Genomic DNA, 24,175 nt, shown 5'->3' on the forward strand with positions numbered 1-24,175 from the left:
TCAAGGTTGCAGTTCAAGAATTCGCCGCTGAGCCTGATTCTTGTCAAACGACGCATGGTCGGCCGTTGGCGCTTCCAGGGCCATGCGGTAGTACTGCGCCGCCAATTTGCTTTGTCGCAAGTGGTCGAGACTAACTGCCAGGTTGAAGATGAAATCGGCGTTATCCGGGGTCGTGCCGTAAGCCTGGAAGTAGGCCTGCTGCGCTTCGCTCCAGCGCGCTTCGCGTGCGTAAAGATTGCCAAGTGCGAAAAGAACGGCCGGCGAGTTCGGTTGGCTCGCGAGGGCGAGTTTCAGGCGACTTTCCGACATGGCGGGATCGCTTTGGCCTGCTGCGTTGAGCAGACCGGCTTGAGCGGTGGCGTCGGTCGGGTCCGACTCCAATGCCCTTTCATAGAAGGCGCGGGCACGGTCACGTTGCCCCTGCCGACTGGCGATCGTTGCCAAGCCCAGTAGCGCGTCGGTGTTTAGCGGATCGCGCCGCAGGGCCAGTTCATAACCGCGTTGTGCCTGATCGAGGTGGCCTGCTTGCAGATCGTCGTAAGCGTGTTCGAGCGTCGGATTGGCTGCCGGTTCGGTTCTGCTGAGTCGGACAGGGGGTTCTTCGACGGCAGACGCCGTCGTGCTCTTTTGCCGAGCCGTCGTACTCGGGGTAGCGGCTGGCTGAGTGGCCGACTGCGTTGAGTCCACGCGCATCGGGAGAGACGGAGCAGGAGAGCGAGAGGGCGGCCTCAGGGACTCGGCATTCGCCGACTGTGCGGCTCCGGTGGCCGCCAGCGACACCGGCTCTGGGCGCTTAGCTTCGGGTGGATTTGCTGGTGTTGGTTCTGGCCTTGCGATCGATGGGGCGGGCGGTTGCGATACAGCTGGGCGGAGATTGCCGGCACTCGATAGGCCGTTCAGTTGCCACCAAAAATAGGCGGCAATGGCGAGCAGGGCGGCACCGCCAATCCCGATGAGAATCCACAGCCCATTCCGCGGTTCGTTCGCTTTCTTGGCAGCGAAGGCATTCTGCACTGTGGCGCGATCTTCGCGATCGCTTGCTCGCGGTTCGGATCGCGCATTTCCTGATTTTGAGGAGGTCGTCGCCGTTCGACGGCGCGGAGGAGGTTCGGTTGACACAGCCGCTAGGTCCGCGTCAACCGAGGCGATGTGCAATGAAAGGTCAGGTAACGGTGATCCGTTGCTCGGTTTCGAAGGCGATGGCGCATCAGGGATCAGGGCCAGCGGAGGTATCGTTCCCGGCGGCGTTGCTTCCGAGTTGTCGATCGCCTTGCGCTTGGCTTCTTCGGCTTTTTTGAGCGCCTCCATAAGCAGGCTCATTTGAGTTGCTCCTGCGGGTCGGTCGGGCCGGAGAACGGCTGGTAAACCTTGTCGGTCTGGAAAAAGCCGTTATCAGGGAGTGCGTTGCCGAACTGCTTGAAGTCGCCATTGATCGACGCGTCTTTGATCACCGTTGGGCGCAGAACAACCACGAGTTCGGTCTTCGTCGAGGCGTTGTTTCGCGTTGTGAAGATTTCTCCGAAGAGGGGCACATCGCCAAGACCCGGGAAACGGCCGCTCTTGTTTTCCATCCGGTCTTCCATCAGCCCGCCGAGCACGGCCACATCGCCGCTCTGAACGCGCAGCATCGATTCGATCTCCCGTGTCCGGATCTGAGGAACTTCGTTGGCTACCGTCAGTGCGGGATTCGGGTCCTGTTTGAGGGCTGCAATGCTCGATATTGAAGGGCGGACGTTGAGCGTTACCATCCCGTCCTCGCCGATCTGCGCGGTCAGGCTCATAAAGAACCCAATCGAGACCGATTGGGGGGTTGTCGTTGTTGTCGTCGTCGCGTTGGTATTGGTGTTTCCTGGGACAACGTCCTGCTTGACGTTGAAATACACAAAGTCTTCCGAAACCTTGAGCGTTGCCGTCTGGTTGTTGAGGACGGTGAGCTTGGGGCTGGAAAGTACTTTTGTGGTGCCAAAGCTTCGCAGCATGTCGACGAACACTTCCAGACCGCTTGAGACGTTTCGGTAAATAAGCCCGAAGGGGGACACCGAGGAGCCGACCGTTGCTGTATTCGTTGCGCGGGTCAGCGAGAAGCCTGTCTGCGACTCCGCCTTTGCCCAATCGATACCCTGCTGGTAATTGTCGGCGAGGCTGACTTCAATGATCGTCGCTTCGATCAGAACCTGCCGTTTGGCGCTGCGGATGACGCGATCGATGAACTCCTGGACTTTCTCGTGTTGGCGGGCCGTGGCGCGCACGGTAATGACCCCCGATTCGGGGCTGGCAATGACTGAGGCGGCCTCTCGGAACGTCATCCGTCGCACCACGGTGGCCCCGCTATTCTGCATGGCGGCGGGGTTCGGGCTACCTGCGAGGGTCTGGTTAATTTGCGCGCCCCGCGTGGTGTTGATTGTCTGTGATGCCGTTCCGGTACCGGTGGTGGTTTGGGATGTGTTCTGCTCCATTACCGTTTCGGTCGAGCCTTCGGGGAAGACTTTGTCGGTTTCGTGCAAGAGATCCTTGAGGTTCTTCTCCAGCGATTCCCAGAAACGGTTTTTCGACTTGTTCTCGATCTGAATGCGCGAAACGTTGCTTCCGGCCGTTGAATTTGTCGTCCCGGCCACCGATCCCGTCGATATCTGAGTGTTAGTTGAGACCGTGCCGACCACGTCACGCGCGACGTTGATGTAGTCCACCGTGTAGTTTTTCAGGTAAGGCGTATCGGGCATTACCACCAGATTGGGCCCGTCAAGCTCAAAACGCATGTCGACTTGTTTGGCAATCCGGGTCAGCAACTGCGGCAATGTCTGGTCGATGGCGTTCAGCGTCACATTCCCTGTAATTCCAGGGTGGATGTCGACGTTCAGCTTTGCATCTCGAGCAAGTGCAAAGAGAAGGTCCTGCACTTTGACGTTATTCACGACCACACTATAGGTTTCGGTACGCCCCGTCGTTTTTGGTCGGGGAAGCGGGACCGTATTCTGAACCGGTGCAGGGATCGATCCCTGGGAGGCGGTTACATTTTCTTTACGTAAATGCCCGGCCGATGGGCCACCGTTCAGCGTCGTCGGCGTACACGCAGCCATAAGAAGCATCATTAATGATGCGCCGACAAATCGAAGCATATCCATTCTCGATTCTTGCATTGATTAGATGATATCACGCATTGGTTGTCTGAAAACCCTCTTGTTTTGTAAAACACTTATTGTTGTTAACAAAACTATTAGCGTAGTTTATCAACAGTTCTTATGTATGCCCCGTTTGCCGCACCAATGGTGGTAAGTTTTTGCAGATCTGATCTGGCCGCTTCTAACGTAGCGTACTCTCCATAGATTACGCCCAAGCGGTCTCGGCCGCTGAGGCGTGATCTGTAAACGCGAATTTTCTCTGCTTCGAGTTTCCTCGTGGCGCCGCTGATGAACACTTCGATGTCCTGTCTGTTTTCGGCGGCCGTGCTCACCAATTGAATAAAGTAATGGTTCCCGGGTGCATGGCTGAGCCAAGCTTCGGTCGCCTCAATTCGTTGATCGAGGGTCATTGGGAGGGGGAGGGGGTTACTTTGCGTCGCCGCGAGCGTTTTCCCCGCTGTTTCCCCCGGCTCAACATTCGATGAGGTGGGCATCTGCTTAACATCCGCGTTTGCCTCGGCAAAAGAGGCTTTTGTGGCCATAGTCGCTACCGATGTCTCGGCGCGAGGAGCGGCGATAACGGGCTCATGAGGGCCTGTCGTGTAATTGCCGGCCAAATAGGCGATTGCCGCTACCGCCACAACGGTCACCGCGCTGCCGACCCAAAGAGGGCGCGGCAAGCGCCCAGACCGGATCGGATTGAACTGTGCGTCCCGAACAGCCGCCTTGACCTGCTTGGCATCAACGAAGTGCCGGTCTTCCGAGAACGCCGCTAGCAGAGCTTTGTCCGCCAGAATGTTGATGCGGCGCGTTAGGCCTTCCGAGGCACGGGCGATCAACTGGATGGCCCCGGGCGAGAAGATATCAGGGCCTCGGTATCCGGCCGCGCGCATGCGGAACATGAGATACGTACCGATGTCGGCGCGGCGTAGTGGCTCAAGCGCGAAGTTGTGCGTGATCCTTTCCTTCAGCTGCCGCATGCTGGGCACGGCAAGGTAGTCGTCGAGCTCCGGCTGCCCGAAAAGAACGATATGAAGTAATTTGTGCCGGCTCGATTCGAGATTGGAGAGAAGCCTGATCTCTTCGAGCGTTTCTGGCGGCATCGCGTGCGCTTCGTCGACCATGACCACGACAATTCGCCCGGTTGCGTAGATTTCGAGCAAACGCTCCTGTAGTGCGCGGAATGCCGCGTGGCCGGTCGGTAGGCGCTCCTTTGTGTGTAGTTCCTCGGCAACCGCATGCACGATTTCTTCCCGGGAGAGCGAAGGATTTGCCAGGTAGACTGTTTCGACATTCTCCGGAAGCCGTTCAAGCAGCATGCGGCAAAGCATGGTCTTTCCGCTACCCACTTCACCGCTGACCTTGACGATTCCTTCGTCGTGCGTTACGGCGTAGATCAGGGCTTCAAGCGTTGCGCCGCGGTTGGCTCCGGCGAAAAAGAACTCGGTGTGCGGCGTAATGCTGAATGGCGCTTCCCTGAGTCCGAAATGTTCGAGGTACATCAGTGCCCCCTGGCCGAAGCTTCCATCCTGTTGTATAGCGTGGTGCGGTTGATCCCGAGCAACCGCGCTGCCTGACTGACATTTCCGTGCGCGAGTCTCAACGCTGCTTCAATATAGTTGCGCTCGGTCTCGGCGAGCAACTGGTCGAGGTTGAATGGTTCGGTCTTCTGCAGGCGGCGACTGGCTTCGGCCACCAGCGTTTCGTTTGTTGCAGCAGCTGGCTGGCCGTCGAGAGGCGCTGATACGCGGGGGTCGTCCTGCAGGTCCAGTTCGTCTTCCAGAGCCCTCCGTGAAACGGTCTGGCCGGGAAACTTGGCTGTCAGGCGTATCACGATGTTGCGCAACTCGCGCACGTTGCCCGGGAATCCATAAGCGGTCCACAGGCTTTCGGCTTCTTCCGATAGCGCAAAAGGTATTTGCCGCGATTGGGTCGCGTAGCGCTGGCGAAAGTGATCAAGCAGGAGCAGCTTGTCGCCTTCCATGTCCCGTAGCGGCGGCACGCTGACGGAGAATACAGACAGGCGGTGGTAGAGGTCGGCGCGGAAGTTTCCCGTCCTCACTTCCTTGCGCAAGTCCCGATTAGTGGCAGCGATGATGCGGGCACGGCTGAGACGCTTGCTGGTTTCTCCGACGCGCTGATATTCGCCGTTCTCAAGAACTCGCAGCAGCTTTGCCTGCAACTCGAGCGGCAGTTCGCCAATTTCATCCAGGAAGAGCGTTCCCTCCGCTGCGTCCTCGAAATACCCGGATTTGGCCATCGTTGCGCCGGTAAAGGCACCTTTCGCATAGCCAAACAGCGTCGGTTCGACCAGATTGGGAGAGATGGCGGCGCAATTGAGGGCTAGGAATGGTTGGGTTGATCGTTGTGTGTCGTAGTGCAGGCACTGACTCGCGACGATTTCTTTGCCACTCCCCGATTCACCCTCGATTAGGACCGGAAAAGGTGAGTTCGCGTATTGCTGCAATTGCAGTCGGAGCTTGCGAATTGCGGCGCTATCGCCAATCAGCGATGGAGGTATGCGTTCTGGCGCCGAGGCTTCATCCAGTGCGCGGTAACTGAGCGCGCGTCGTAGAACCCTCTGCAATTCCGGCGGGTTGCACGGCTTGGCGACGAAATCCACTGCGCCCAAGGTGCGCGCGTGCCGGGCGTTGTCGGCATCGCTTTGTCCGGAGAGGACGACGATCTTGATCGACGGTGCGAGCTTTAGCAGTTCGGGGATTAACGCGAGCCCCTCGTCGGGCCGGTGGGGGAAGGGGGGGAGGCCAAGATCGACCAGAGCTACATCCGGGCTACGGCGCAGCTGGCGCAGCAACTGAATGCAGTGCGGGCGCGAATGACTGGTGATGACTTCGTAAGAGGACGTCAGTGAAAAACTCAGTGTGTCGGAAATCAGCGGATCGTCGTCCACGACGAGAAGCAGCGGTTTTTCCGGCCAGACGGTTTCCGGGGCGTCGGTCATGGAAGGCGTCATCGATCCAGAAAGCGGTAAAAGCATTATTCCATATTTTGTGCGTTCAACCGATTCAAATGCTCTTGGCCGTTGGGTGAGAATGATTTCAGGCCGGTGGCATGTTTGATGTGCTTGGCCTGAGGCACTTTTTGGGGAGCCTCGTCATTAAGGTATAATCGCCGCTCGTTTTTTTTGACGTGGGATGACGTTGTGCCGGCCGATAGCTTGGTCAAAATCTCCGATATCAATTTCGCCTATGACGACAGAGATATCCTCAAAGGGATCAATATGGACATCCCGAGGGGAAAGCTCGTCGCCATCATGGGCAATTCCGGGTGCGGGAAAACAACGCTGTTACGTCTGATCGGAGGTCAGCTTAGGCCTACTCGCGGAACACTGCTGGTGGACGGCGAATCCGTTCCCGACATGAATCATCGTGAGCTGTACGACATGCGCCGTCGTATGGGCATGTTGTTTCAGTTCGGCGCCCTCTTTACCGACATATCGGTCTATGACAACGTCGCCTATCTGATGCGTGAGCACACGAATCTGCCGGAAGAGCTGATTCACGACATGGTGTTGATGAAACTCAACGCCGTCGGTTTGCGTGGTGCCCATCATCTGATGCCTTCCGAACTCTCCGGCGGCATGGCACGGCGCGTTGCCTTGGCTCGGGCGATTGCGCTTGACCCGATGCTGATCATGTACGACGAACCATTCGCTGGGCTGGATCCGATTTCCATGGGTGTCATCGGGCAGTTGATCCGTACGCTCAACGACGCGCTCGGTGCCACAACCCTGCTAGTGACACACGATGTGCAGGAAGCCTTGTTGATCGTCGACTACGTCTATTTTGTGTCGGATGGGCAGATCGTTGCTCAGGGTACTCCGGACGAAATCCGTGCATCTTCTGATCCTTTTGTGCATCAGTTTGTCTTCGGCGAGGCGGATGGTCCGGTGCATTTCCACTACCCCGCAGTACCCTTCCAGCAGGAACTCCTGAGGGGAGGTGCCCGTGGCTGAGAAAGGCTCTCTTGCCGTGATTGAGTTGGTCAGGAGTATCGGGCATCGCGTGAACAGCAGCGTGCAGCGCTTGGGTTTTGCCGCGCGTTTCTTCGTGATGATCCTCGTTTATTCGGGGCAGTCATTCCGCCGCTTGCATCTGACAATACGCGAGATTTATTTCAGCGGTTTTCAGTCGTTGCTGATCATCCTCGTCTCCGGCTTGTTCATTGGCATGGTTCTCGGTATGCAGGGGTATGAAACCCTGCAGCGTTACGGTTCCTCCGAGGCCTTGGGGGTCCTTGTCGCGTTATCGCTTACCCGAGAACTCGGCCCCGTGGTTTCTGCGCTGCTTTTCGCCTCACGGGCGGGATCTTCGATTACCGCTGAAATTGGCTTGATGAAGGCGACCGAGCAGTTGACCGCAATGGACATGATGGCGGTCAATCCCATCGCCCGCGTCGTAGCGCCGCGTTTCTGGGGCGGCGTGATCTCTATGCCGCTCCTTGCTGCGCTCTTTTCGGCCATCGGCGTGTTCGGAGGGTATCTAGTCGGAGTCGTTCTCATCGGTGTCGACGAAGGCGCGTTCTGGTCTCAAATGCAGGGATCGGTAGATTTTCGCTTCGACGTATGGAACGGCATCGTGAAAAGCTTCGTGTTCGGTGTCGCGGTTTCACTGATCGCGGTGTTCGAGGGGTACGACGCCACGCCAACAGCGGAAGGCGTTTCAAGTTCGATCAAGAGGACGGTCGTATATTCGGCGCTTGCTATCCTCGCGCTCGATTTCGTTTTGACCTCCTTCATGTTCCGGGGGCTTTGATGAGTCGCAAGTTGCTTGATTTGTGGGTTGGATTCTTTGTCGTTATTGGAATCGCAGCACTGTTGTTTTTGGCGCTAAGAGTTGGGAACCTTTCGTCGGCCAATTTCGCTGAAACGTACCCGTTGATAGCCAAGTTTGATAACATCGGTGGCCTGAAGGTACGCGGTCCGGTGAAAAGTGCGGGGGTTGTCGTCGGGCGGGTGGCGGATATTCGTTTTGATCCGCAGACCTATGAAGCTTTGGTGACTCTGACGATTGATGGTCGCTATCAGTTTCCGAAGGACACCTTCGCGTCGATTCTGACAGCGGGTTTGCTGGGCGAACAGTATGTCGGTCTTGATGCCGGGGGCGACGATAAGATGCTCAAGCCGGGCGACGTTTTTGCGAAGACGCAGTCGGCCGTGGTTTTGGAGAAGTTGATCGGGCAGTTCATGTTCAATAAGGCGGCGGAAGGTACTGAGCCTAAATAGCGGGAAGGTTGATTCGTGAAAATTCAAACTCTAAAACGCGCGTTGGCGGTGTCATCTCTTACGGCAACCGTCCTTGGACTAACAGGTTGCGCGACAGCGAACAATCCGAAGGATCCCTTCGAGGGATTCAACCGCGCCATGTTTACGGTGAATGAAGGCATTGATGTCGTGGTGAAGCCGGTTGCCCAGGGCTACGACGCGGCCGCCCCGGCGCCTGTTAAGGCGGGCATCGGTAACTTCTTTGGCAATCTCAGCGATATCTGGACAGCCTTCAATAACTTCCTGCAGGGCAAGGGTAGCGAAGGTGTCTCGGATGTCGGTCGCGTTCTCGTAAACTCGACGATCGGAATCGCCGGCTTGTTTGATGTGGCGACCGATATGGGTATGGAGAAACATGCCGAGGATTTCGGTCAGACGCTCGGGAAATGGGGTGTCGGTGATGGGCCATACTTCTACTGGCCGATCATCGGGCCACGCACCACCCGTGATACCTTCGGGTGGGTAGCCGACAGCTACGCAGATCCTGTCCTCCATATTCATGACGTTCCCGTGCGTAACACGCTGGCGGGTATCCGCTTCATCGACTTGCGGGCAAGCCTGCTGCCAACCGACAAGATCATCGAGCAAGCGGCTTTCGACAAGTACAACTACATCCGCGATGCTTACCTCCAGCATCGGCGTGCGGAGATCAACGATGGGCAAGCCTCCGTCGAAGGGCGCGGCGACGTGGAGTGCAAACAGGGGCGTTGCTATTAAGCACCTCATTGCTGCTGTTATTTGAAGGAAATTGATGAAATCGTTTTTTGCTCTGGTTGTAGGTGCGGTGCTTTGTTGCTCGGCGGCGTTTGCCCAAGAAGAGGCGCCTGACGCGTTGGTAAAAAAGGTTACCGACGATGTCCTGACGATCGTTCGCCAGGACAAAGACATTCAGAGCGGCAACACGAAAAAAGCCATAGAACTCGTCGAGGCGAAAGTACTTCCGAACTTCAACTTTCAACGGATGACTGCTCTGGCCGTCGGGCGTGACTGGAATAAGGCGACACCCGAACAGAAGAAGCACCTGTCGGAAGAATTCAAAACACTTTTGGTTCGCACCTACTCCAATGCGTTGACCAGTTACAAAGACCAGGCGGTTCGCTACAAGCCCACGAAGATGCAGGCGGGCGATTCGGACGTTGTTGTGAGAACCGAAATTGTCCAATCAGGAAGTAAGCCCATTCAGCTCGATTACTCGCTTGAGAAACAGGCGGAAGGCTGGAAGGTCTACGACGTTATCGTCGCCGGCGTCAGCTTGGTGACGAACTACCGTGACACCTTCGCGCAAGAGGTCCGGGCAAACGGAATCGACGGATTGATCCAGATGCTGGCTACGAAGAACAAGCAGCTTGAGACAGCGAAAAAATGATCGAGCAGAACGGTGATGGGCTCCGTGTGCAGAGCCCCATGCTGATCGCCAATGCCAACGCCCTGCTCGAAGCAGGGCGCCGTTTTTTCAATGGTGCCGGTTCCTCCAAGGTTGTGTTTGATTTAGGCCAAGTACAGGATGCCGATTCCTCAGCATTGGCTGTAATCTTCGGGTGGATGCGCACCGCACGGGCCGTGAACGTGGACGTCCGTATCGTCAATCCGCCGGCGAGCTTGATCAGCTTGGCTGCTCTCTACGGCGTCTCCGAATCTCTTCCACTCGCCTGAACGGCGGGCCGTTCCCGTTGTCTGGATGCCATGGGCGTCGCTGTTTCCATTCATCAGGTCGTTAAGTGCTTCGGTTCGCTACGTGCGCTTGATGGGGTTTCGCTGGACATCGGTGAAGGCGAGTTTTTCGGACTGTTGGGACCCAACGGTGCAGGAAAGACGACGCTGATATCCTGCCTGGCCGGCCTTGTGCGGCCGAATGCCGGCTCCGTTAGTGTCATGGGCTTCAACGTCCTCAAAGACTACAGAGAGGCACGGCGACGGCTAGGTGTCGTGCCCCAGGAGCTTGTTTTCGATCCCTTCTTCTCGGTACGGGAAACGCTCCGTATTCAGTCCGGCTATTTCGGAATTCGCAAGAACGACGATTGGATCGATGAGATCCTGCATAAGCTGGACTTGATGCCGAAAGCGGATACCAACATGCGTCGCCTTTCCGGTGGAATGAAACGGCGTGTGCTTGTTGCACAGGCATTGGTGCACAAGCCGCCCGTCATCGTGCTCGATGAACCGACGGCCGGCGTCGACGTCGAGCTACGCCAAGGACTATGGGAGTTCATCAAGGAGCTGAACAGTCAGGGACATACCGTCATTCTGACCACGCACTATCTGGAAGAAGCTGAAGCGCTCTGCGGCCGCATTGCCATGCTGAAGCAGGGAAAGATCGTAGCGCTCGATACCACGCCTAACCTGCTGGCGCGGTTCTCCGGTCGCACGATGAAAGTGCAATTAGCAAATGCCGAATTGCTTCCAGCCGAGTTGCGGGCGCGAGCTGTGCGCCAAGAGGCTCACTGGATTTTTCCGCTGACCGGGTTGGATGAAATCGAGATGCTGCTCGCTCAGCTTCGCGCCGCTGGCTGCGTGATCGAGGACCTTAGCCTGACGCAGACCGATCTTGAGGACGTGTTCGTCAAGATCATGCAAGGAGCCGCCAAAGAAACCGCGCAGGTGCCAGTATGAGCGGATTACGCACGCTGCTCTACAAGGAGGTTCTCCGGTTCTGGAAGGTCAGTTTCCAGACGGTTGCGGCTCCTGTTTTGACGTCATTGCTCTACCTCCTGATCTTTTCGCACGTGCTCGATGCACGGGTCGAGGTTCATAACGTTCGCTATGCGGCGTTCCTTGTCCCTGGCCTCGTGATGATGTCGATCCTGCAGAATGCGTTCGCCAACAGCTCCTCCAGCCTTATTCAGTCGAAGGTCATGGGTAGCTTGGTATTTGTGCTGCTGCCGCCCATCTCGTACGTCGAGTTTTTCTTGGCCTATGTCATTGCAGCGATGCTGAGGGGGCTGATGGTTGGAGTAGGGGTACTGGCCGTGACGGCTTGGTTTGCTACCCCGTCCTTTGTTGCTCCGGGTTGGATACTCGTTTTCGCCGTCCTGTGTGGCGGGACAATGGGAGCGCTGGGTGTGATCGGTGGTATCTGGGCCGACAAATTCGATCAGCTCGCGGCGTTTCAGAATTTCCTCATCATGCCGCTCACGATGCTTTCCGGCGTCTTCTATTCAATTCACTCATTGCCGGCATTCTGGCTTAACGTTTCGCACTTCAATCCAGTGTTTTACATGATCGACGGGTTCCGCTATGGCTTTTTTGGCGTTTCCGACGTTTCTCCGACGGTCAGCCTGTCGGTCGTCGCGGGAAGTTTCCTCGTCGTCGCGTCGATCACCCTGGCGTTGCTGCGCAACGGCTACAAACTGAGGTACTAGTCATGATGGATCCCGAACGGATCAAAAGAATCATCGCCGAAGAGTTGCCCTGCGAAGGATTGCATGTCGAGGGCGACGGCGAACACTTCGAGGCGATTCTCGTCTGCTCCAAGTTCGCGGGACTGAGCCGCGTGCAGCGGCAGCAGATGGTTAACGCGATACTCAAGCCATACTTCGATAGTGGGGAACTGCATGCGCTATCCATGCGGACCCTTACACCCGAGGAGCGGAAAGCGCTCTGTGGATAAGCTGCTGATTCGCGGCGGTACGCCGCTCACCGGGGAAATTGGTATTTCGGGTGCGAAGAACGCAGCGCTGCCGATCATTTGCGCCGGCCTGCTTTCCCCTGAGTCCCTCTATCTGAAGAACGTTCCTCATTTGAACGACATTTCGACCATGTTGCGCCTGATCGGGCAGATGGGTGTCGAAGTGACGATGGAAGGAAACGAAGGCCTTACGCTTGACAGCCGCGGACTCAATAATCCGCTTGCGCCATACGAGATGGTCAAGACGATGCGGGCCTCAATTCTTGTCTTGGGGCCCCTGCTGGCGCGGTGCGGGGAGGCAAAAGTTTCCTTGCCTGGAGGGTGTGCCATTGGTGCTCGACCAGTGGATCAGCACATCAAAGGCTTGCAGGCGATGGGAGCCGAGATCCGTGTCGAAGGAGGCTACGTTCTTGCCAAGGCGAAACGTCTGAAGGGAGCGCGAATCCTTACGGATATGGTGACCGTCACAGGGACTGAGAACCTGATGATGGCCGCTGTTCTGGCCGACGGCGAGACGGTAATCGAGAATGCCGCGCGCGAGCCGGAGGTGGTTGATCTCGCCAACTGCCTTTCCGCGATGGGGGCGCGCATTTCCGGCGCCGGAACGGATCGCATCGTCATCGAAGGCGTCACCGCTCTCCATGGCGCCAGCCACTCGGTCATGCCGGATCGAATCGAGACGGGCACCTACTTGTGCGCCGCGGCAGCAACCGGTGGCTCTGTTCGCCTGACTAATACGTCGGTCGCGTTTCTCGAATCGGTTGTCGAGAAGCTGCGCGAAGCCGGGTGCGAAGTGGTAAGCGATCAAGATGCGATTTCGCTCAACGCCCCGGGACGGTTGAAGTCTGTGGGCGTGCGTACGTCGCCGTATCCGGCGTTTCCAACTGACATGCAGGCGCAGTTCATGGCCATCAATTGCGTTGCCGAAGGCGCTGCCGTAATCCGCGAAACGATTTTCGAGAATCGCTTCATGCATGCTGTCGAATTGATTCGCCTTGGCGCGGACATCAAGATTGACGGAAATACAGCGCTGGTGACGGGGGTCGAGCATCTCGATGGAGCGACCGTCATGGCGACGGACCTGCGCGCATCCGCTAGCTTGGTGATTGCGGGCCTTGTTGCGCAGGGCGAGACGTTGATCGAGCGCATCTATCATCTCGACCGAGGCTACGAACGCATCGAAGAGAAGCTCGCCCGTCTCGGTGCCGCTGTTCGCCGCGTGCGGTGAGTCGGCCGGACTGGCTGCCCGCCCGGGCGACGGTACGAGGGGTTGCGGTAGAATCGATTTCTTTCAGAAAGCAGGAAAACTCCGTGGACGGAATCACGATCGCCCTGTCCAAGGGCCGGATCTTTGAAGAAACGCTCCCTTTGCTGGCAGCGGCGGGGATTGAGCCGCTCGAAAATCCCGAGACGTCGCGCAAGCTGATCATTCCCACCAATCGCGACGACGTGCGGGTTGTTATTGTCCGCGCGACAGATGCGCCGACATACGTGCAGTACGGCGCGGCCGACATCGGCGTGGCCGGAAAGGACGTCCTCATCGAACACGGGGGCGATGGCTTGTACCAGCCGCTCGATCTGAAGATCGCCAAGTGCCGGATGATGGTTGCCGTGCCTGCCGGGTTCGATTATGAGAAAGCGGTTCGTCAAGGCGCGCGTCTGAAGGTGGCGACGAAATACATCAAGATTGCACGCGAGCACTTCGCGGCAAAGGGTGTGCATGTGGATCTGATCAAGCTTTATGGGTCCATGGAGTTGGCTCCACTGGCCGGCCTTGCCGACGCCATCGTCGACTTGGTATCGACGGGCGGAACGCTGAAGGCCAACAATCTGCTCGCCGTCGAGCACATCGCCGATATTTCGTCTCGGCTGATCGTCAATCAGGCGGCGCTCAAGCTCAAGCGTGAGAAGCTCGACCCGATTCTCGACGCCTTTGCCGGAGTGGTTGGATCATGACAGCAATCAAACGTTTTTCCAGCCGCGACCCGGATTTCGAGACCCGGCTCGAAGCCCTGCTTGCTTTTGAGAATGCGCAGGACGAATCCGTCGACCGAGCGGTCGCCGAGATCATCGCCGACGTGCGCGCCCGGGGCGATGCCGCCGTCGTTGACTATACGAACCGTTTTGACGGCGTAAAGGCAGCCTCCATCGCTGATCTTGAGTTGCCGAAGGACGTGTTGGAGAGCGCTCTCGCCGGTCTGTCTTCGGTGGAGCGTGAAGCGCTGGAGATGGCGGCAACGCGAGTGCGCATCTATCATGAGCGCCAACCTCTGCAGAGTTGGCAATACGAAGAAGCGGACGGAACCGTGCTCGGGCAGCGGGTGACGCCGCTCGATCGCGTGGGCCTTTACGTGCCCGGTGGCAAGGCGTCGTATCCCTCGTCCGTCTTAATGAACGCAATTCCCGCCAAGGTCGCGGGCGTAGGTGAGCTCATCATGGTTGTGCCTACTCCTCGCGGTGAGCGGAATCCGCTGGTGCTCGCAGCGGCAGCGTTGGCCGGGGTCGATCGGGTCTTCTGCATCGGTGGCGCCCAAGCCATTGGTGCGCTGGCGTACGGGACGCAAACGGTACCCAAGGTGGACAAGATCGTTGGCCCAGGAAACGCTTATGTGGCAGCGGCGAAACGTCGAGTCTTTGGCGTTGTCGGCATCGATATGGTTGCCGGTCCGTCGGAAATCCTCGTCATCTGCGACGGGAATACCGATCCAAAATGGGTCGCGATGGACCTCTTCTCGCAGGCTGAACACGACGAGCTGGCGCAGGCCATACTGCTTTGTCCGGACGCAGCCTATATCGAGCGGGTTGCCCAGGCAATCGAAAGGCTCCTGCCCGCAATGCCGCGGCACAAGGTTATTCGACCGGCACTTGAGAATCGTGGTGCGCTCATCAAGGTCAAGGACCTCGAGGAAGCGTGCTCGATCGCCAATCGGATCGCCCCTGAGCATCTCGAGCTTTCCGTCCTGGACGCCGAGCATTGGGCGCAGAAGATCAAGCATGCTGGTGCCATTTTCATCGGTCCGTATACCTCGGAGTCGCTTGGCGACTACTGCGCCGGGCCGAACCACGTGCTCCCCACCTCGGGAAGCGCGCGCTTTTCTTCGCCACTGGGCGTTTACGATTTCCAAAAACGCAGCAGCCTCATTCGCGTCTCGCGCAGTGCTTCACAGACCTTGGGAAAAATCGCGGCTACCTTGGCGCAGGGCGAAGGACTGCCGGCACACGCTCGCTCGGCGGAATATCGAATCGAGAAATACTAGTTCGTATGCGCTGAGAGGATTTGCCGTTGGCATTCTCTTCGTGCTGTCAGCGTAGGTTTCCACGAACCACGAAATAAAAAAGCGGCCGGAAACGGCCGCTTTTTTGTTGTTGCGTACTGATCTCGGTCAGTTCGTTGCGTTACCCCGCATTCTGCTCAGCGACGGCTCTTGCACGAGCGGATTTGCGTGTCTGGTACAGCGAGTAAACCACCGAGATAACTGCAAGGGTGATGAACCCCAAGGCAATTGGTTTGTCCAGGAAAACTGCCAAACTGCCTGACTTTTCAACCATCGCCTGGCGGAAGGTCTTTTCCAGCGTGTCGCCGAGAATCAGTGCCAGAACGAGCGGTGGGATCGGAATGTCGAGCTTCTGCATCGAGTACCCGACGAGACCGAAGAAGACGAGGAAGAAAAAGTCCATCGCACTGTAGTTCATCATGTACGTGCCCATGAAGGCGAGGCAGATGATGATCGGGAGGAGCAGTTTTTGCGGCAGGGCCAATAGCTTCGCGATGTATGGAACCATCGGCATGTTCATGAACACCAGAACAATGTTGCCGATGAACATACTGGCAATGACGCCCCAGGCGATCTCCGGCCGCATTTCGAAGAGCATCGGGCCGGGCTGCACGCCCAACATCATCAGCGCGCCAAGCATCACCGCCGTGGTTCCCGAGCTTGGGATACCGATGGCAAGCATCGGAATGATTGACGCCGTCGATGAAGCGTTGTTGGCCGCTTCTGGCGCCGCCACGCCAACGATGTCCCCCTTGCCGAAGTTATCAGGGTTATCGCTCAGTTGACGTTCTGTCGTATAAGCGATCAAGGACGTCATCGAGCCGCCGATTCCCGGGAGGCAACCAAGGAAAAAAGCGATGGGGGTGCTGCGGACGATCGGCAACCAGATCTTCTTCCAGTCCTCCTTCGTGATCATCACGCGACCGATCTTCTTCGTATCGATCTCGTAGACAGTATTCATGTCGGCATAGCCGTTGAATACTTCGGAGATGGCGTAGGCGCCGATAATGGCCACCAGGAAGTCGATGCCGTCCTGCATTGCCTCGATGCCCATCGTGTAACGGATGACGCCAGACTGGCCGTCGATACCGATGCTGGCAATCGCCAAGCCAATGAGCAACGCCACAAGGCCTCTCATCAGCTTGCCTTCCGCAAGCGTAATCGCCGCTGTCATCGCAAACAGAATCAGCGAGAACATTTCGGCGGGGCCAAACTTCAATGCAAAGCTCGCGGCGGGACCGGCGAGAAGCACGACCATGACCGTAGCGATCATGCCGCCGATGAACGATGCTATTGCTGAGGTCGCCAATGCGGCTCCCGCTCGGCCTTGCTGCGCCATGCGGAATCCATCGAAACACGTGACGATCGACGACGCGTCTCCGGGCGTGTTGATCATGATCGACGCAATGGAGCCGCCGAACATTGCTCCATAGTAAATGGCGCACATCGTGATCAGCGCGGTCGTCGGGTCCATGCCGTAAGAAACCGGGATGAGAATCGCGATCCCGGTTGCCGGCCCTACTCCCGGCAGCATGCCGACGAGAGTCCCAAGGAAACTACCGATAACGACCCATACGAGGTTCGTTAGGCTGAGCGCGTTCTGAAAGCCCAGCATCAGGTTAGAGAATACTGCTTCCACGTCACTCCCCTCCTAAAATGACAAAACCCCTCTGGGCAAGCTGACGTCGAGGAGACCGAAGAAGAGCCCATAGGTCGTCAGCGAAAAAACGAGGCCGATCGATAAGTTGTAGAGAATCCGCCGACCGTTCGTGATGAACATCAAGGCCGTCATGAACATGAGGGTGGAGATCAAGTATCCGACGGGCTCGAGAATCAAGCCGAAAACGACACCCGCGACGCAGGTATAGGCGATGTCGCGGACGAGTTCCTTTTCTTCGGGCAGCTTGAAGATGACGGCCTTGTTCTTTTCGGTAAGCTTCTCCCGCTTGAGGACGAGAGCCAAGCCGACGATGATCATCAAGACCGAGATGATGTATGGAAACGCCCTCGGGCCGATCGGATCGGACACGGCCGATTCGGGCAGGTTTTTCGTTGCTATGAAGTAAATAATACCGACTATCAGGGACACCAGCCCCGTCACTCGGTTCTTGGTCAGCGCCACGGGAATCCCCTTCCGTGTGTGAAATTGGGGCCGAGAAACCGGAGCCCCAGCTGTCGTGAAACCTGCCGCTCGCTTTGCTGAGCTTTGGCGAGCGGCAGTCGAATGCCTAAAGCATGACCGCTACGAGGCTATTTTTTCTTCAAACCCAACTGCTCGACGAGCGGCCCGAGAGCAGCGTTCTGTTCGTCCAGGAACTGCTTGAACTCCTGCGAGTTCTTGTAATAGACCTGTCCGTTCAGACTCTCGATGGTCTTCTTGAAGCCGGGTTTCGTTACCATCTTGCTGAGGGCGTCATCCCAGTACTTGATCTGTTCGGCCGTCATTCCCGGTGGGCCCATGATGCCGCGCCAGTGGGGGAAGACCATGTCGACGCCTTGTTCCTTCCACGTCGGCACGTCCGGCAAGACGTCAACACGCTTGTCTGCCGTGATGCCAAGGATGCGAAGCTTGCCGGCCTTGTGCTGCGTCATCGTTTCGGAAAGAGCCGTGGTGACCGCGCCGACGTGACCGCCGAGAGCCGCCATGACGACGTCGCCGCCCGCGCCTTCGAACACGACCCACTTCAGCTTCGACGTGTCGACACCATTCTTTTGGGCGACGCGGACGAAGGACAGGTGGTCGTTATTGCCGAGGCTCGGTCCGACACCGATGGTAATGACGCCAGGATCTTTCTTCAGCGCGTCAAGTAGATCCTTGCCCGTCTTGTAGGGCGAGTCTGCCTTGACCGCGACGCTGATCCATTCGGTCATCAGCATGGCAAGCGGCGTGAAATCTTTGTAGGTCAGGGGGCTGCTGCCAAGAAGGTTGTTCAGCAAGACCAGAGAAGAGTTCGCCGCGAGGAAGTGCGGATTGCCTTCCTTGCCTTTCAGGTATGTCCAGCCAACAGCTCCGCCGCCGCCGGGCTTGTTCGACACGATGATATTTTTGTTGACCAGTTTTTCTTCAGTCAGCGTTCTCTGCACGGCGCGAGCCGTCAAATCCCAGCCGCCGCCAGGTGCTGCCGGTGCGACGATTTCGATCGTGGTATCCGGCACCCAGGCCTTTCCTTGCGCCCATGCTACCGTCCCAAAGGCGGCGGTCAGCAGCAACGCAGCCTGTACCAGTTTTGTTCGTTTCATCTCTTCCTCCGCTTGTGGCTTGTGAGAGCTGTGGCGGGGGGAAACAAAGAACTCGCCCCCCGACCTTTGTCCAGTCGGCTTGCCTCCCTGTCCGCCGACTTTCGTAATAGACCCTCGCTTGGATTGTTCGGCGGGGGCCACTGATACCGGGGTCCGGCATCCGGCTCGGATATTAGAGGAGAGAACCTTTCAATGAGCTTTCGACAGGTGCGGGCGCAGTGAGGGGCCGATACGCTCGCTTCTCCAGAAGGTCATCAGCGGGCTGCTTTGGGTGCGGCACCTGTGGTCAGAGGCATCGGGGCGCTGTCCCCAAGGACGGTGTCCCAGCGCGTGAGGAACAGGTCTCGCTTGCCCTGATCGATATAGGTCAGCAGTCCAGTCCCAAGACCAATGATCCTGAAGGCATTTCCCAATTGCTTGCGCAAAGACGCTACCGAACTTACTCCCTGGGCTTCGGTACGCACAGAGTGAAGGCCAATCTCGTTAAAGATGTCCTGGCCGCGTTTCGAGAGCATATAGTCAAGCCATGCCCGGGCCTCGTTCGGGTGCGGAGCATATTTGCTAACAAAGGCAATGCGCGTCATGACAAGCGTGTAGTCCTGCGGCATGACCGTGCCGATCTGCGGTGCCGATTTTTCTCTGGCGTGCGCATATGAACAAAGTACGTTGTAGCCAAGCACGGATTTGCCGCTGACGATGCGATCGAGCATCTGTGTGGTGGTCGGTTCAGTTCCCAAGCCCGTTCGGGTCATCGCTCGGATGAGGTTCCAAAAGACCACGGGATTGGCCTCCAGATCCTGTGTGTGCAACAGGTACCCGAGCCCAGAGCGATGCGGATCGTAGGTGGCGAGTCGATCGCGGAATAATTCTGGCCGCTCTGCCAGGAGCCGGGCGAGGTCGGCATGCGTCTGCGGCACAGCTTCCCGGGGAAGCAAATAGCGGTTATAGGCGAAACAGACTGGCTCGAAAGTGGTCCCGTAGGCCTCGTCCCGCCATTTTGCCCAGGCGGGCAATGCCGCTGTTTCGCCCGACCGGTGAGGTGCGGCATGCCCATCGTTGACCAACTTCATTTGCAGATCCATCGCGGAGCTCCAGATAACGTCGGCCTTTGCACGTTCTCCGATCTCGTTCAGAAAACGGTCGTAGAGTTCGGTAGACTGAAGATCGTGGTAGACGACCTTGATATCCGGGTGGAGCTTTTCAAAATCGGCGATCAACGGCGTGGTGATCTGCAAGTCGGCAGCCGCATACACGACAACCGTTCCGGCGTGCGCGAGCGAAGCGGCGCATAGGCCCAGGCTTACGATCAGCCCTCGAAAAAACCGGCCGGCCGTGAAGCCGCTCTTTGGCCCCTTCAACAAAGTTGGTCGGTTTCCTGCGAAGTTCAGCACGTTTTTCATCTTGCCTCGCCTTCGTACAACGAACGGGCTCTGGCCCTGTTACGCGCGGACGGGGATAATGAATCCCACGTACCAATCGCGTCCGTATCCGTGGCGGAACAAGAGCGTCGCCAAACGCCAGCACGGTCGCCGCGGTTGGCAAGACCTTGTTGATCGGGTGTCTGCTTATTTCGCTTCCTCGAATCGCTTATGCGACTACTTCTAGTTGAAGACCACGCTGATCTTGCCATCTGGGTTTCCAAAGCGCTTCGCCAATCTGGTTTCGCGGTCGACGTCGTGGGTCGCGGTGATCATGCCGTAACGGCATTGCTCACACAAGCCTACGACTTGGCCATTCTCGACCTCTCCCTCCCGGGGTTGGACGGCCTCGAAGTGTTGCGGCAACTGAGGTCCAACGATAAAACGGGGCGCCTCCCAGTGTTGATCCTGACCGCGCGGACTTCACTGGAAGACAAGGTCAAGGGGCTCAATCTCGGGGCCGATGATTATCTCGCGAAGCCGTTCGAAATCGCCGAACTCGAAGCGCGAATCAAATCGCTGTTGCGGCGAAGTGGGAACATCATGCCGACAATCCGCGTTGGGAAACTCGAATTCGATACCAACGCCAGGCTGGCGACCGTCGACGGTAAACCGTTGCCGCTTACACCGCGCGAACTTGCTGTGCTGGAAGCTCTCCTCGCCCGCCTCGGCAAACCTGTCGCCCGCAATGTGTTATTCGAAAAAGTGTTCAGCTTTGACGACGACGCACGATCCGAGGCGATTGAAATCTACGTGCACCGACTACGCAAAAAGCTGGAGGGCTCGGGGACCGTGGTGAGTACGATGCGTGGACTAGGCTACATGCTGGGTGAGCATGTCGACCAACACTGAAGTCCCGGTCCGGCGATTCAGTCTTCGCAAACGCGTTGCGTGGCGACTGATACCACCGCTCGCTGTCATTTTGTTGATCAATGCGTTTTGGTCGTACATCAGTTCCGTAGATGCGGCCAATCGCGCCTACGACCGTTCCCTCACGGCCTCGTTGAAAAGCATTGCCGAAAGCATCCACGCGACAGAAGGCCGTATTACCGTCGACATCCCCTATTCAGCGTTGGACATTTTCGAGACTGGCTCTCAGGAGCGGGTGTATTACGCCATCATCGGCCCTGACGGCCGATGCCTTACGGGCTACGATGACCTACCGCTGCCTTGGGTCGCGATCCGAGACGATGAGGATCCGCCCCTGCCGCCCATTGCAGAGCGTGGGAGTGACCCTGTGGTCGTGGACGTGATGTATCGCGACCAGCCTATCCGACTTGCCGCTGTCGAGAAACGCCTATACGACCCCGAACTTGCGGGTGGGGATAACGTGACAGTACTTTTCGCCGAAACCACCGAGGCCCGTTCTCGGCTTGCCTTCAGCCTTTTCATGGAAAGCCTGCGACCGCAGTTGCTGCTTATTTCCGGCGGTCTCTTTCTCGTGGCCATCGTCTTGGCGAGCGCCTTCCGGCCATTGCTCGATCTGCGCGACACAATACGCCAGCGCAACGAAGAGGACCTTATTCCCGTCTCCCCGAATAACGTCCCCAACGAACTTTTGCCCCTCGTTGACGCCATCAATTACCACATGGCGCGGCTCGCGAAGCTTTTGCAGGCGCGCCGTCGGTTCCTTGCCGATGCGGCACACCAGATCCGTACGCCGCTGACGGTGCTTGGCGCTCAAGCGGAGTATGGACAACGGCAGAATGACCCAGATGAGATGCGCCGTACCTTCAGGAGCCTGACGGACACCATTCGCAGTACGCAACGGATGTCGAACCAGATGTTGACGCTGGCGCTTGCCGAACCGGCGAACGGTATCGTGCAAGAGTTCGCGCGCCTCGACTTCGCCGAGTTGGTTCGAGATGTGGCCGGGGAACTGGCCACTCTCGCGCAAAAAAAGAACATCGACCTTTCGTTCGACGGTGCGGCGTCGGCCGCTTTCGTGGCTGGGAATGCGACGCTTCTACGGGAGATGGTCTCCAACGTCATCGACAATGCGCTTCGATACACGCAGGATAACGGGCGGGTCACGTTGCACGTCGCTGTCGTCGGCGAATCGGTGTTGCTGCGCATCGTCGACAATGGTCCCGGCATTCCTCGGCACGAAAGAGACAAAGTCTTTCAGCGTTTCTATCGCATCCTCGGCCACGGAGATTCGGGCGGCAGCGGTCTCGGTCTGGCGATCGTTCGAGAAATATGTTGGGCGCACCGGGGCCAGATCACGCTCGGCGAAGACGAGAGCGGGCACGGGTTGGCGGTGGAGATTACGCTGCCGTTTGCCAGCGCTTGATCGACGCTTCTCGCGGCACTTGACCTGCGCAGGACCATCGCCAAGCGTGATGTCGTCTAACGCTGCTTACTTCGTTGTCTTCGCTTTCCGAATCGCTTCAGCCAACTGCCGCTTTTGCGCGGGATCGAGCTTGTCGATGTTCTTCTTCCAACCGTAGTTCGCGTAGTTCGCCTGCACGAACTGCCATCCTGCCGGGCCATAGGCGTCGACGCTGGCTTTGAGTTTGGGAACCGATTCGACGATGGCACGGAACTTGTTCCAGGGCAGCTTCTGCAGGTCAGATTCCATTTGCTGACTGGTGGGCTCTGCCGCCTTGGCGGCAGGGGCGGGAAGCGGCTTTTCGGCCGTTGTCCTGGCGTAGCCCGATACTGGTGCGACCACGGCGGCGAGGAGGACTATGGAAAAAATGTACGTCTTCATCATGGGGAGTCTAGCAGCCGTTTCCGGATGCGTTTTTGTTTTGCGTCAGCTAATAAGGCGGCCGAGCGTGGCGACGGCAATCGTGGCAATACCCAGGAAGAGGTTCAAACCAACCATGCGCCGGATTCGATTGAGCGCCGCGCCGCCGGCTTTCCAGTCTTCGTTCTCAACCGCCTGTTGCAAGGCCGCGTATGGCCAGTTGGCAACATAAACGAAAATCAGCATCATAACGGCGCCGACAACGAGCATGATCAACCAGTTTACCGGGGTGGCGCTTAATCCACGATGCCCAAACATCACGATACCGCTGATTGCGACCAGAGTGACTGCCCACCATACCCAGAAGAAAAACCGGGCCAGCACGCCGCACCATAACGGAAGGCGTTGTTTCGGCTCGAACAGTTCGACGGCCGTCGGGCGCAGGCAGAAATAGGCGAAAAACATGCCGCCCACCCAGACGGCGACGCCGACGATGTGCATGAAGAGCAGCACGGGCTGGATATTCAAGCCGCTTCCCCCGTGCCAGTAGTCGTCTCTTGCCCGCTTGCCGCCCCGAGCGCCGCGAGCCGCCCGCGCATCTTCTGCCAATGCGTGCCTTCCCAGTAGACGCGTTGGCAGACGTCGCAAGTCGAGAAGCGACTGTGCCGTTCACGGATGCGTTCGGGCAGCCGGGTAGCCACGAGCTCCTTGGCCACGGGGTGCAAAGGTGCGTTGCATTCCATGCACAGTGAGAACGGACGCATGCTGCTTGCAAGATCGAGGCGCCTGACGATTTCTTCCAGCTGCGCCTCGGCTGTCAGCGCGCGCACGTAGCACCCATGCGTGATTCCCCGGCGCTTCAGGAGCTCGCGGTCGCGGGTGAGGACAATGCGTTTTTCAGCCTCGGCGAGGTGCTCGATTTCGTCGTCTGCGATCGGGTTCGCATAGACAGTGTCGAACCCGGCCATGCGTAGTCCACGGGCCAGGGCGCCGAGGTGCGCATCGGCGACAAAGCGTGTATTTCGGAGCGGGTAAGGGCGCAAGCGGAGCAACGGCCGTATGTCGAACGCTTCGAACTTCGGGTATACGGCGACGCGGTCGCCGGGGTGAATCCGCTGCTCCAGGCTCACCGAGGCGCCGTTGATCAGGATGAGCTCGATTTCCGTGTGTGGGACACCGAGCGTTTCGACGATGTGCCGCACGGGAGCGTCGGGCGGGCAGGCGAATTCGAAATCGTGGCGGCGAAATACCGGTGGCAGAAAGTCGTTCAACTCTTCGTAAAAACGGAAGGTCACTTGCACGAGTCCGGAGCCCGAAGTCTTCTGGGACGGTGAGAGTGGGTGGACGGCATTGATTTGGCTTGGCATGGCGAATTCCTTGGTGGCCGCGGGGAGTCTCAGAAGATGACGAGGAGGAAGAGTACCAAGCCCCCAACTTCGCTCCGGCAACGGTGGCTCGGCCACGCACCGGGCAGAGAGCGCTTAGAAAGCGGCACTCATGGACGGTTCCGCAGCGACTTGAA

25 protein-coding genes are annotated in these 24,175 nt (G+C 57.9%); 14 read left to right on the forward strand and 11 right to left on the reverse strand.

The genetic code is table 11. The features are described 5' to 3' along the window. The 4 genes from NZ453_RS08875 to NZ453_RS08890 all read right to left on the reverse strand — a co-directional run bounded on the left by NZ453_RS08875 (position 1) and on the right by NZ453_RS08890 (position 6,081). Positions 1-1,320 (reverse strand): tetratricopeptide repeat protein, encoded by a 1,320-nt coding sequence (locus tag NZ453_RS08875; RefSeq protein ID WP_263770169.1) that lies wholly within the window; start codon positions 1,318-1,320, stop codon positions 1-3. Further along, entirely contained in the window at positions 1,317-2,912 is a 1,596-nt protein-coding gene (locus NZ453_RS08880) for a type II and III secretion system protein (protein ID WP_263770170.1), read from the reverse strand. The genes NZ453_RS08875 and NZ453_RS08880 overlap by 4 nt, the downstream gene beginning before the upstream one ends. Before the next feature lie 302 nt (positions 2,913-3,214). After that, entirely contained in the window at positions 3,215-4,621 is a 1,407-nt protein-coding gene (locus tag NZ453_RS08885; RefSeq protein ID WP_263770171.1) for an AAA family ATPase, read from the reverse strand. Next, positions 4,621-6,081: a sigma-54-dependent transcriptional regulator gene (locus NZ453_RS08890; protein ID WP_263770172.1), complete on the reverse strand. Its 1,461-nt coding sequence runs from the start codon at positions 6,079-6,081 to the stop codon at positions 4,621-4,623. The genes NZ453_RS08885 and NZ453_RS08890 overlap by 1 nt, the downstream gene beginning before the upstream one ends. A 201-nt stretch (positions 6,082-6,282) precedes the next feature. Between NZ453_RS08890 and NZ453_RS08895 the strand changes: the two genes are divergently transcribed. The 12 genes from NZ453_RS08895 to hisD all read left to right on the forward strand — a co-directional run bounded on the left by NZ453_RS08895 (position 6,283) and on the right by hisD (position 15,285). Then, positions 6,283-7,095 carry an ABC transporter ATP-binding protein gene (locus tag NZ453_RS08895; RefSeq protein WP_263770173.1) on the forward strand — a complete coding sequence of 271 codons (813 nt, stop codon included), beginning with the start codon at positions 6,283-6,285 and terminating at the stop codon, positions 7,093-7,095. Between the two features lie 16 nt (positions 7,096-7,111). Beyond that, entirely contained in the window at positions 7,112-7,894 is a 783-nt protein-coding gene (gene mlaE / locus NZ453_RS08900) for a lipid asymmetry maintenance ABC transporter permease subunit MlaE (RefSeq protein ID WP_263770263.1), read from the forward strand. Beyond that, positions 7,894-8,364: an outer membrane lipid asymmetry maintenance protein MlaD gene (gene mlaD, locus NZ453_RS08905; RefSeq protein ID WP_263770174.1), complete on the forward strand. Its 471-nt coding sequence runs from the start codon at positions 7,894-7,896 to the stop codon at positions 8,362-8,364. Before mlaE ends, mlaD begins: the two co-directional genes overlap by 1 nt. A 15-nt stretch (positions 8,365-8,379) precedes the next feature. After that, complete coding sequence (locus NZ453_RS08910) at positions 8,380-9,120, forward strand: MlaA family lipoprotein (protein ID WP_263770175.1); 741 nt, start codon at positions 8,380-8,382, stop codon at positions 9,118-9,120. 34 nt (positions 9,121-9,154) lie between these two features. Beyond that, complete coding sequence (locus NZ453_RS08915; protein ID WP_263770176.1) at positions 9,155-9,769, forward strand: MlaC/ttg2D family ABC transporter substrate-binding protein; 615 nt, start codon at positions 9,155-9,157, stop codon at positions 9,767-9,769. Next, the gene (locus NZ453_RS08920; protein WP_263770177.1) at positions 9,766-10,056 is read left to right on the forward strand and encodes an STAS domain-containing protein; all 291 of its coding nucleotides are present in this window, start codon (positions 9,766-9,768) and stop codon (positions 10,054-10,056) included. Before NZ453_RS08915 ends, NZ453_RS08920 begins: the two co-directional genes overlap by 4 nt. Positions 10,057-10,086: 30 nt before the next feature. Further along, positions 10,087-11,013, forward strand: coding sequence for an ABC transporter ATP-binding protein (locus NZ453_RS08925; protein ID WP_263770178.1), 927 nt, complete (start codon positions 10,087-10,089; stop codon positions 11,011-11,013). After that, positions 11,010-11,762 carry an ABC transporter permease gene (locus NZ453_RS08930; protein WP_263770179.1) on the forward strand — a complete coding sequence of 251 codons (753 nt, stop codon included), beginning with the start codon at positions 11,010-11,012 and terminating at the stop codon, positions 11,760-11,762. Before NZ453_RS08925 ends, NZ453_RS08930 begins: the two co-directional genes overlap by 4 nt. A gap of 2 nt (positions 11,763-11,764) precedes the next feature. Beyond that, positions 11,765-12,010, forward strand: coding sequence for a BolA family protein (locus tag NZ453_RS08935; RefSeq protein WP_263770181.1), 246 nt, complete (start codon positions 11,765-11,767; stop codon positions 12,008-12,010). Next, complete coding sequence (gene murA, locus NZ453_RS08940) at positions 12,003-13,256, forward strand: UDP-N-acetylglucosamine 1-carboxyvinyltransferase (RefSeq protein ID WP_263770183.1); 1,254 nt, start codon at positions 12,003-12,005, stop codon at positions 13,254-13,256. Before NZ453_RS08935 ends, murA begins: the two co-directional genes overlap by 8 nt. A gap of 83 nt (positions 13,257-13,339) precedes the next feature. Beyond that, a complete protein-coding gene (hisG, locus tag NZ453_RS08945; RefSeq protein ID WP_263770184.1) occupies positions 13,340-13,984 on the forward strand; it encodes an ATP phosphoribosyltransferase in 645 nt (214 codons plus the stop codon). Continuing rightward, positions 13,981-15,285: a histidinol dehydrogenase gene (gene hisD / locus NZ453_RS08950; RefSeq protein ID WP_263770185.1), complete on the forward strand. Its 1,305-nt coding sequence runs from the start codon at positions 13,981-13,983 to the stop codon at positions 15,283-15,285. The genes hisG and hisD overlap by 4 nt, the downstream gene beginning before the upstream one ends. 139 nt (positions 15,286-15,424) lie before the next feature. Here the strand turns inward: hisD and NZ453_RS08955 are convergent, their stop codons facing one another. The 4 genes from NZ453_RS08955 to NZ453_RS08970 all read right to left on the reverse strand — a co-directional run bounded on the left by NZ453_RS08955 (position 15,425) and on the right by NZ453_RS08970 (position 19,943). After that, on the reverse strand, positions 15,425-16,942 hold the full coding sequence (locus NZ453_RS08955; RefSeq protein WP_263770186.1) for a tripartite tricarboxylate transporter permease: 1,518 nt from the start codon (positions 16,940-16,942) through the stop codon (positions 15,425-15,427). Positions 16,943-16,954: 12 nt separating this feature from the next. Next, a complete protein-coding gene (locus NZ453_RS08960) occupies positions 16,955-17,425 on the reverse strand; it encodes a tripartite tricarboxylate transporter TctB family protein (protein ID WP_263770187.1) in 471 nt (156 codons plus the stop codon). Positions 17,426-17,553: 128 nt separating this feature from the next. Next, the gene (locus NZ453_RS08965; RefSeq protein ID WP_263770188.1) at positions 17,554-18,543 is read right to left on the reverse strand and encodes a Bug family tripartite tricarboxylate transporter substrate binding protein; all 990 of its coding nucleotides are present in this window, start codon (positions 18,541-18,543) and stop codon (positions 17,554-17,556) included. 254 nt (positions 18,544-18,797) lie between these two features. Further along, complete coding sequence (locus NZ453_RS08970; RefSeq protein ID WP_263770189.1) at positions 18,798-19,943, reverse strand: ABC transporter substrate-binding protein; 1,146 nt, start codon at positions 19,941-19,943, stop codon at positions 18,798-18,800. 189 nt (positions 19,944-20,132) lie between these two features. On the opposite strand from NZ453_RS08970, the gene NZ453_RS08975 reads away from it, so the two are divergent. Next, complete coding sequence (locus tag NZ453_RS08975; RefSeq protein WP_263770190.1) at positions 20,133-20,813, forward strand: response regulator; 681 nt, start codon at positions 20,133-20,135, stop codon at positions 20,811-20,813. Continuing rightward, on the forward strand, positions 20,797-22,254 hold the full coding sequence (locus NZ453_RS08980) for a sensor histidine kinase (protein ID WP_263770191.1): 1,458 nt from the start codon (positions 20,797-20,799) through the stop codon (positions 22,252-22,254). The genes NZ453_RS08975 and NZ453_RS08980 overlap by 17 nt, the downstream gene beginning before the upstream one ends. A gap of 66 nt (positions 22,255-22,320) precedes the next feature. Here the strand turns inward: NZ453_RS08980 and NZ453_RS08985 are convergent, their stop codons facing one another. Genes NZ453_RS08985 through NZ453_RS08995 form a run of 3 tightly spaced genes read right to left on the reverse strand, consistent with a single transcriptional unit; the run spans position 22,321 to position 24,020 of the window. Then, positions 22,321-22,677 (reverse strand): hypothetical protein, encoded by a 357-nt coding sequence (locus NZ453_RS08985; protein ID WP_263770192.1) that lies wholly within the window; start codon positions 22,675-22,677, stop codon positions 22,321-22,323. A gap of 42 nt (positions 22,678-22,719) precedes the next feature. Then, complete coding sequence (locus tag NZ453_RS08990) at positions 22,720-23,181, reverse strand: CopD family protein (protein WP_263770193.1); 462 nt, start codon at positions 23,179-23,181, stop codon at positions 22,720-22,722. Next, a complete protein-coding gene (locus NZ453_RS08995; protein WP_263770194.1) occupies positions 23,178-24,020 on the reverse strand; it encodes a Mut7-C RNAse domain-containing protein in 843 nt (280 codons plus the stop codon). The genes NZ453_RS08990 and NZ453_RS08995 overlap by 4 nt, the downstream gene beginning before the upstream one ends. Positions 24,021-24,175 lie beyond the last annotated feature (155 nt).

This window comes from Propionivibrio soli (genome assembly GCF_025770765.1).
Classification (GTDB): Bacteria; Pseudomonadota; Gammaproteobacteria; order Burkholderiales; family Rhodocyclaceae; genus Propionivibrio; species Propionivibrio soli.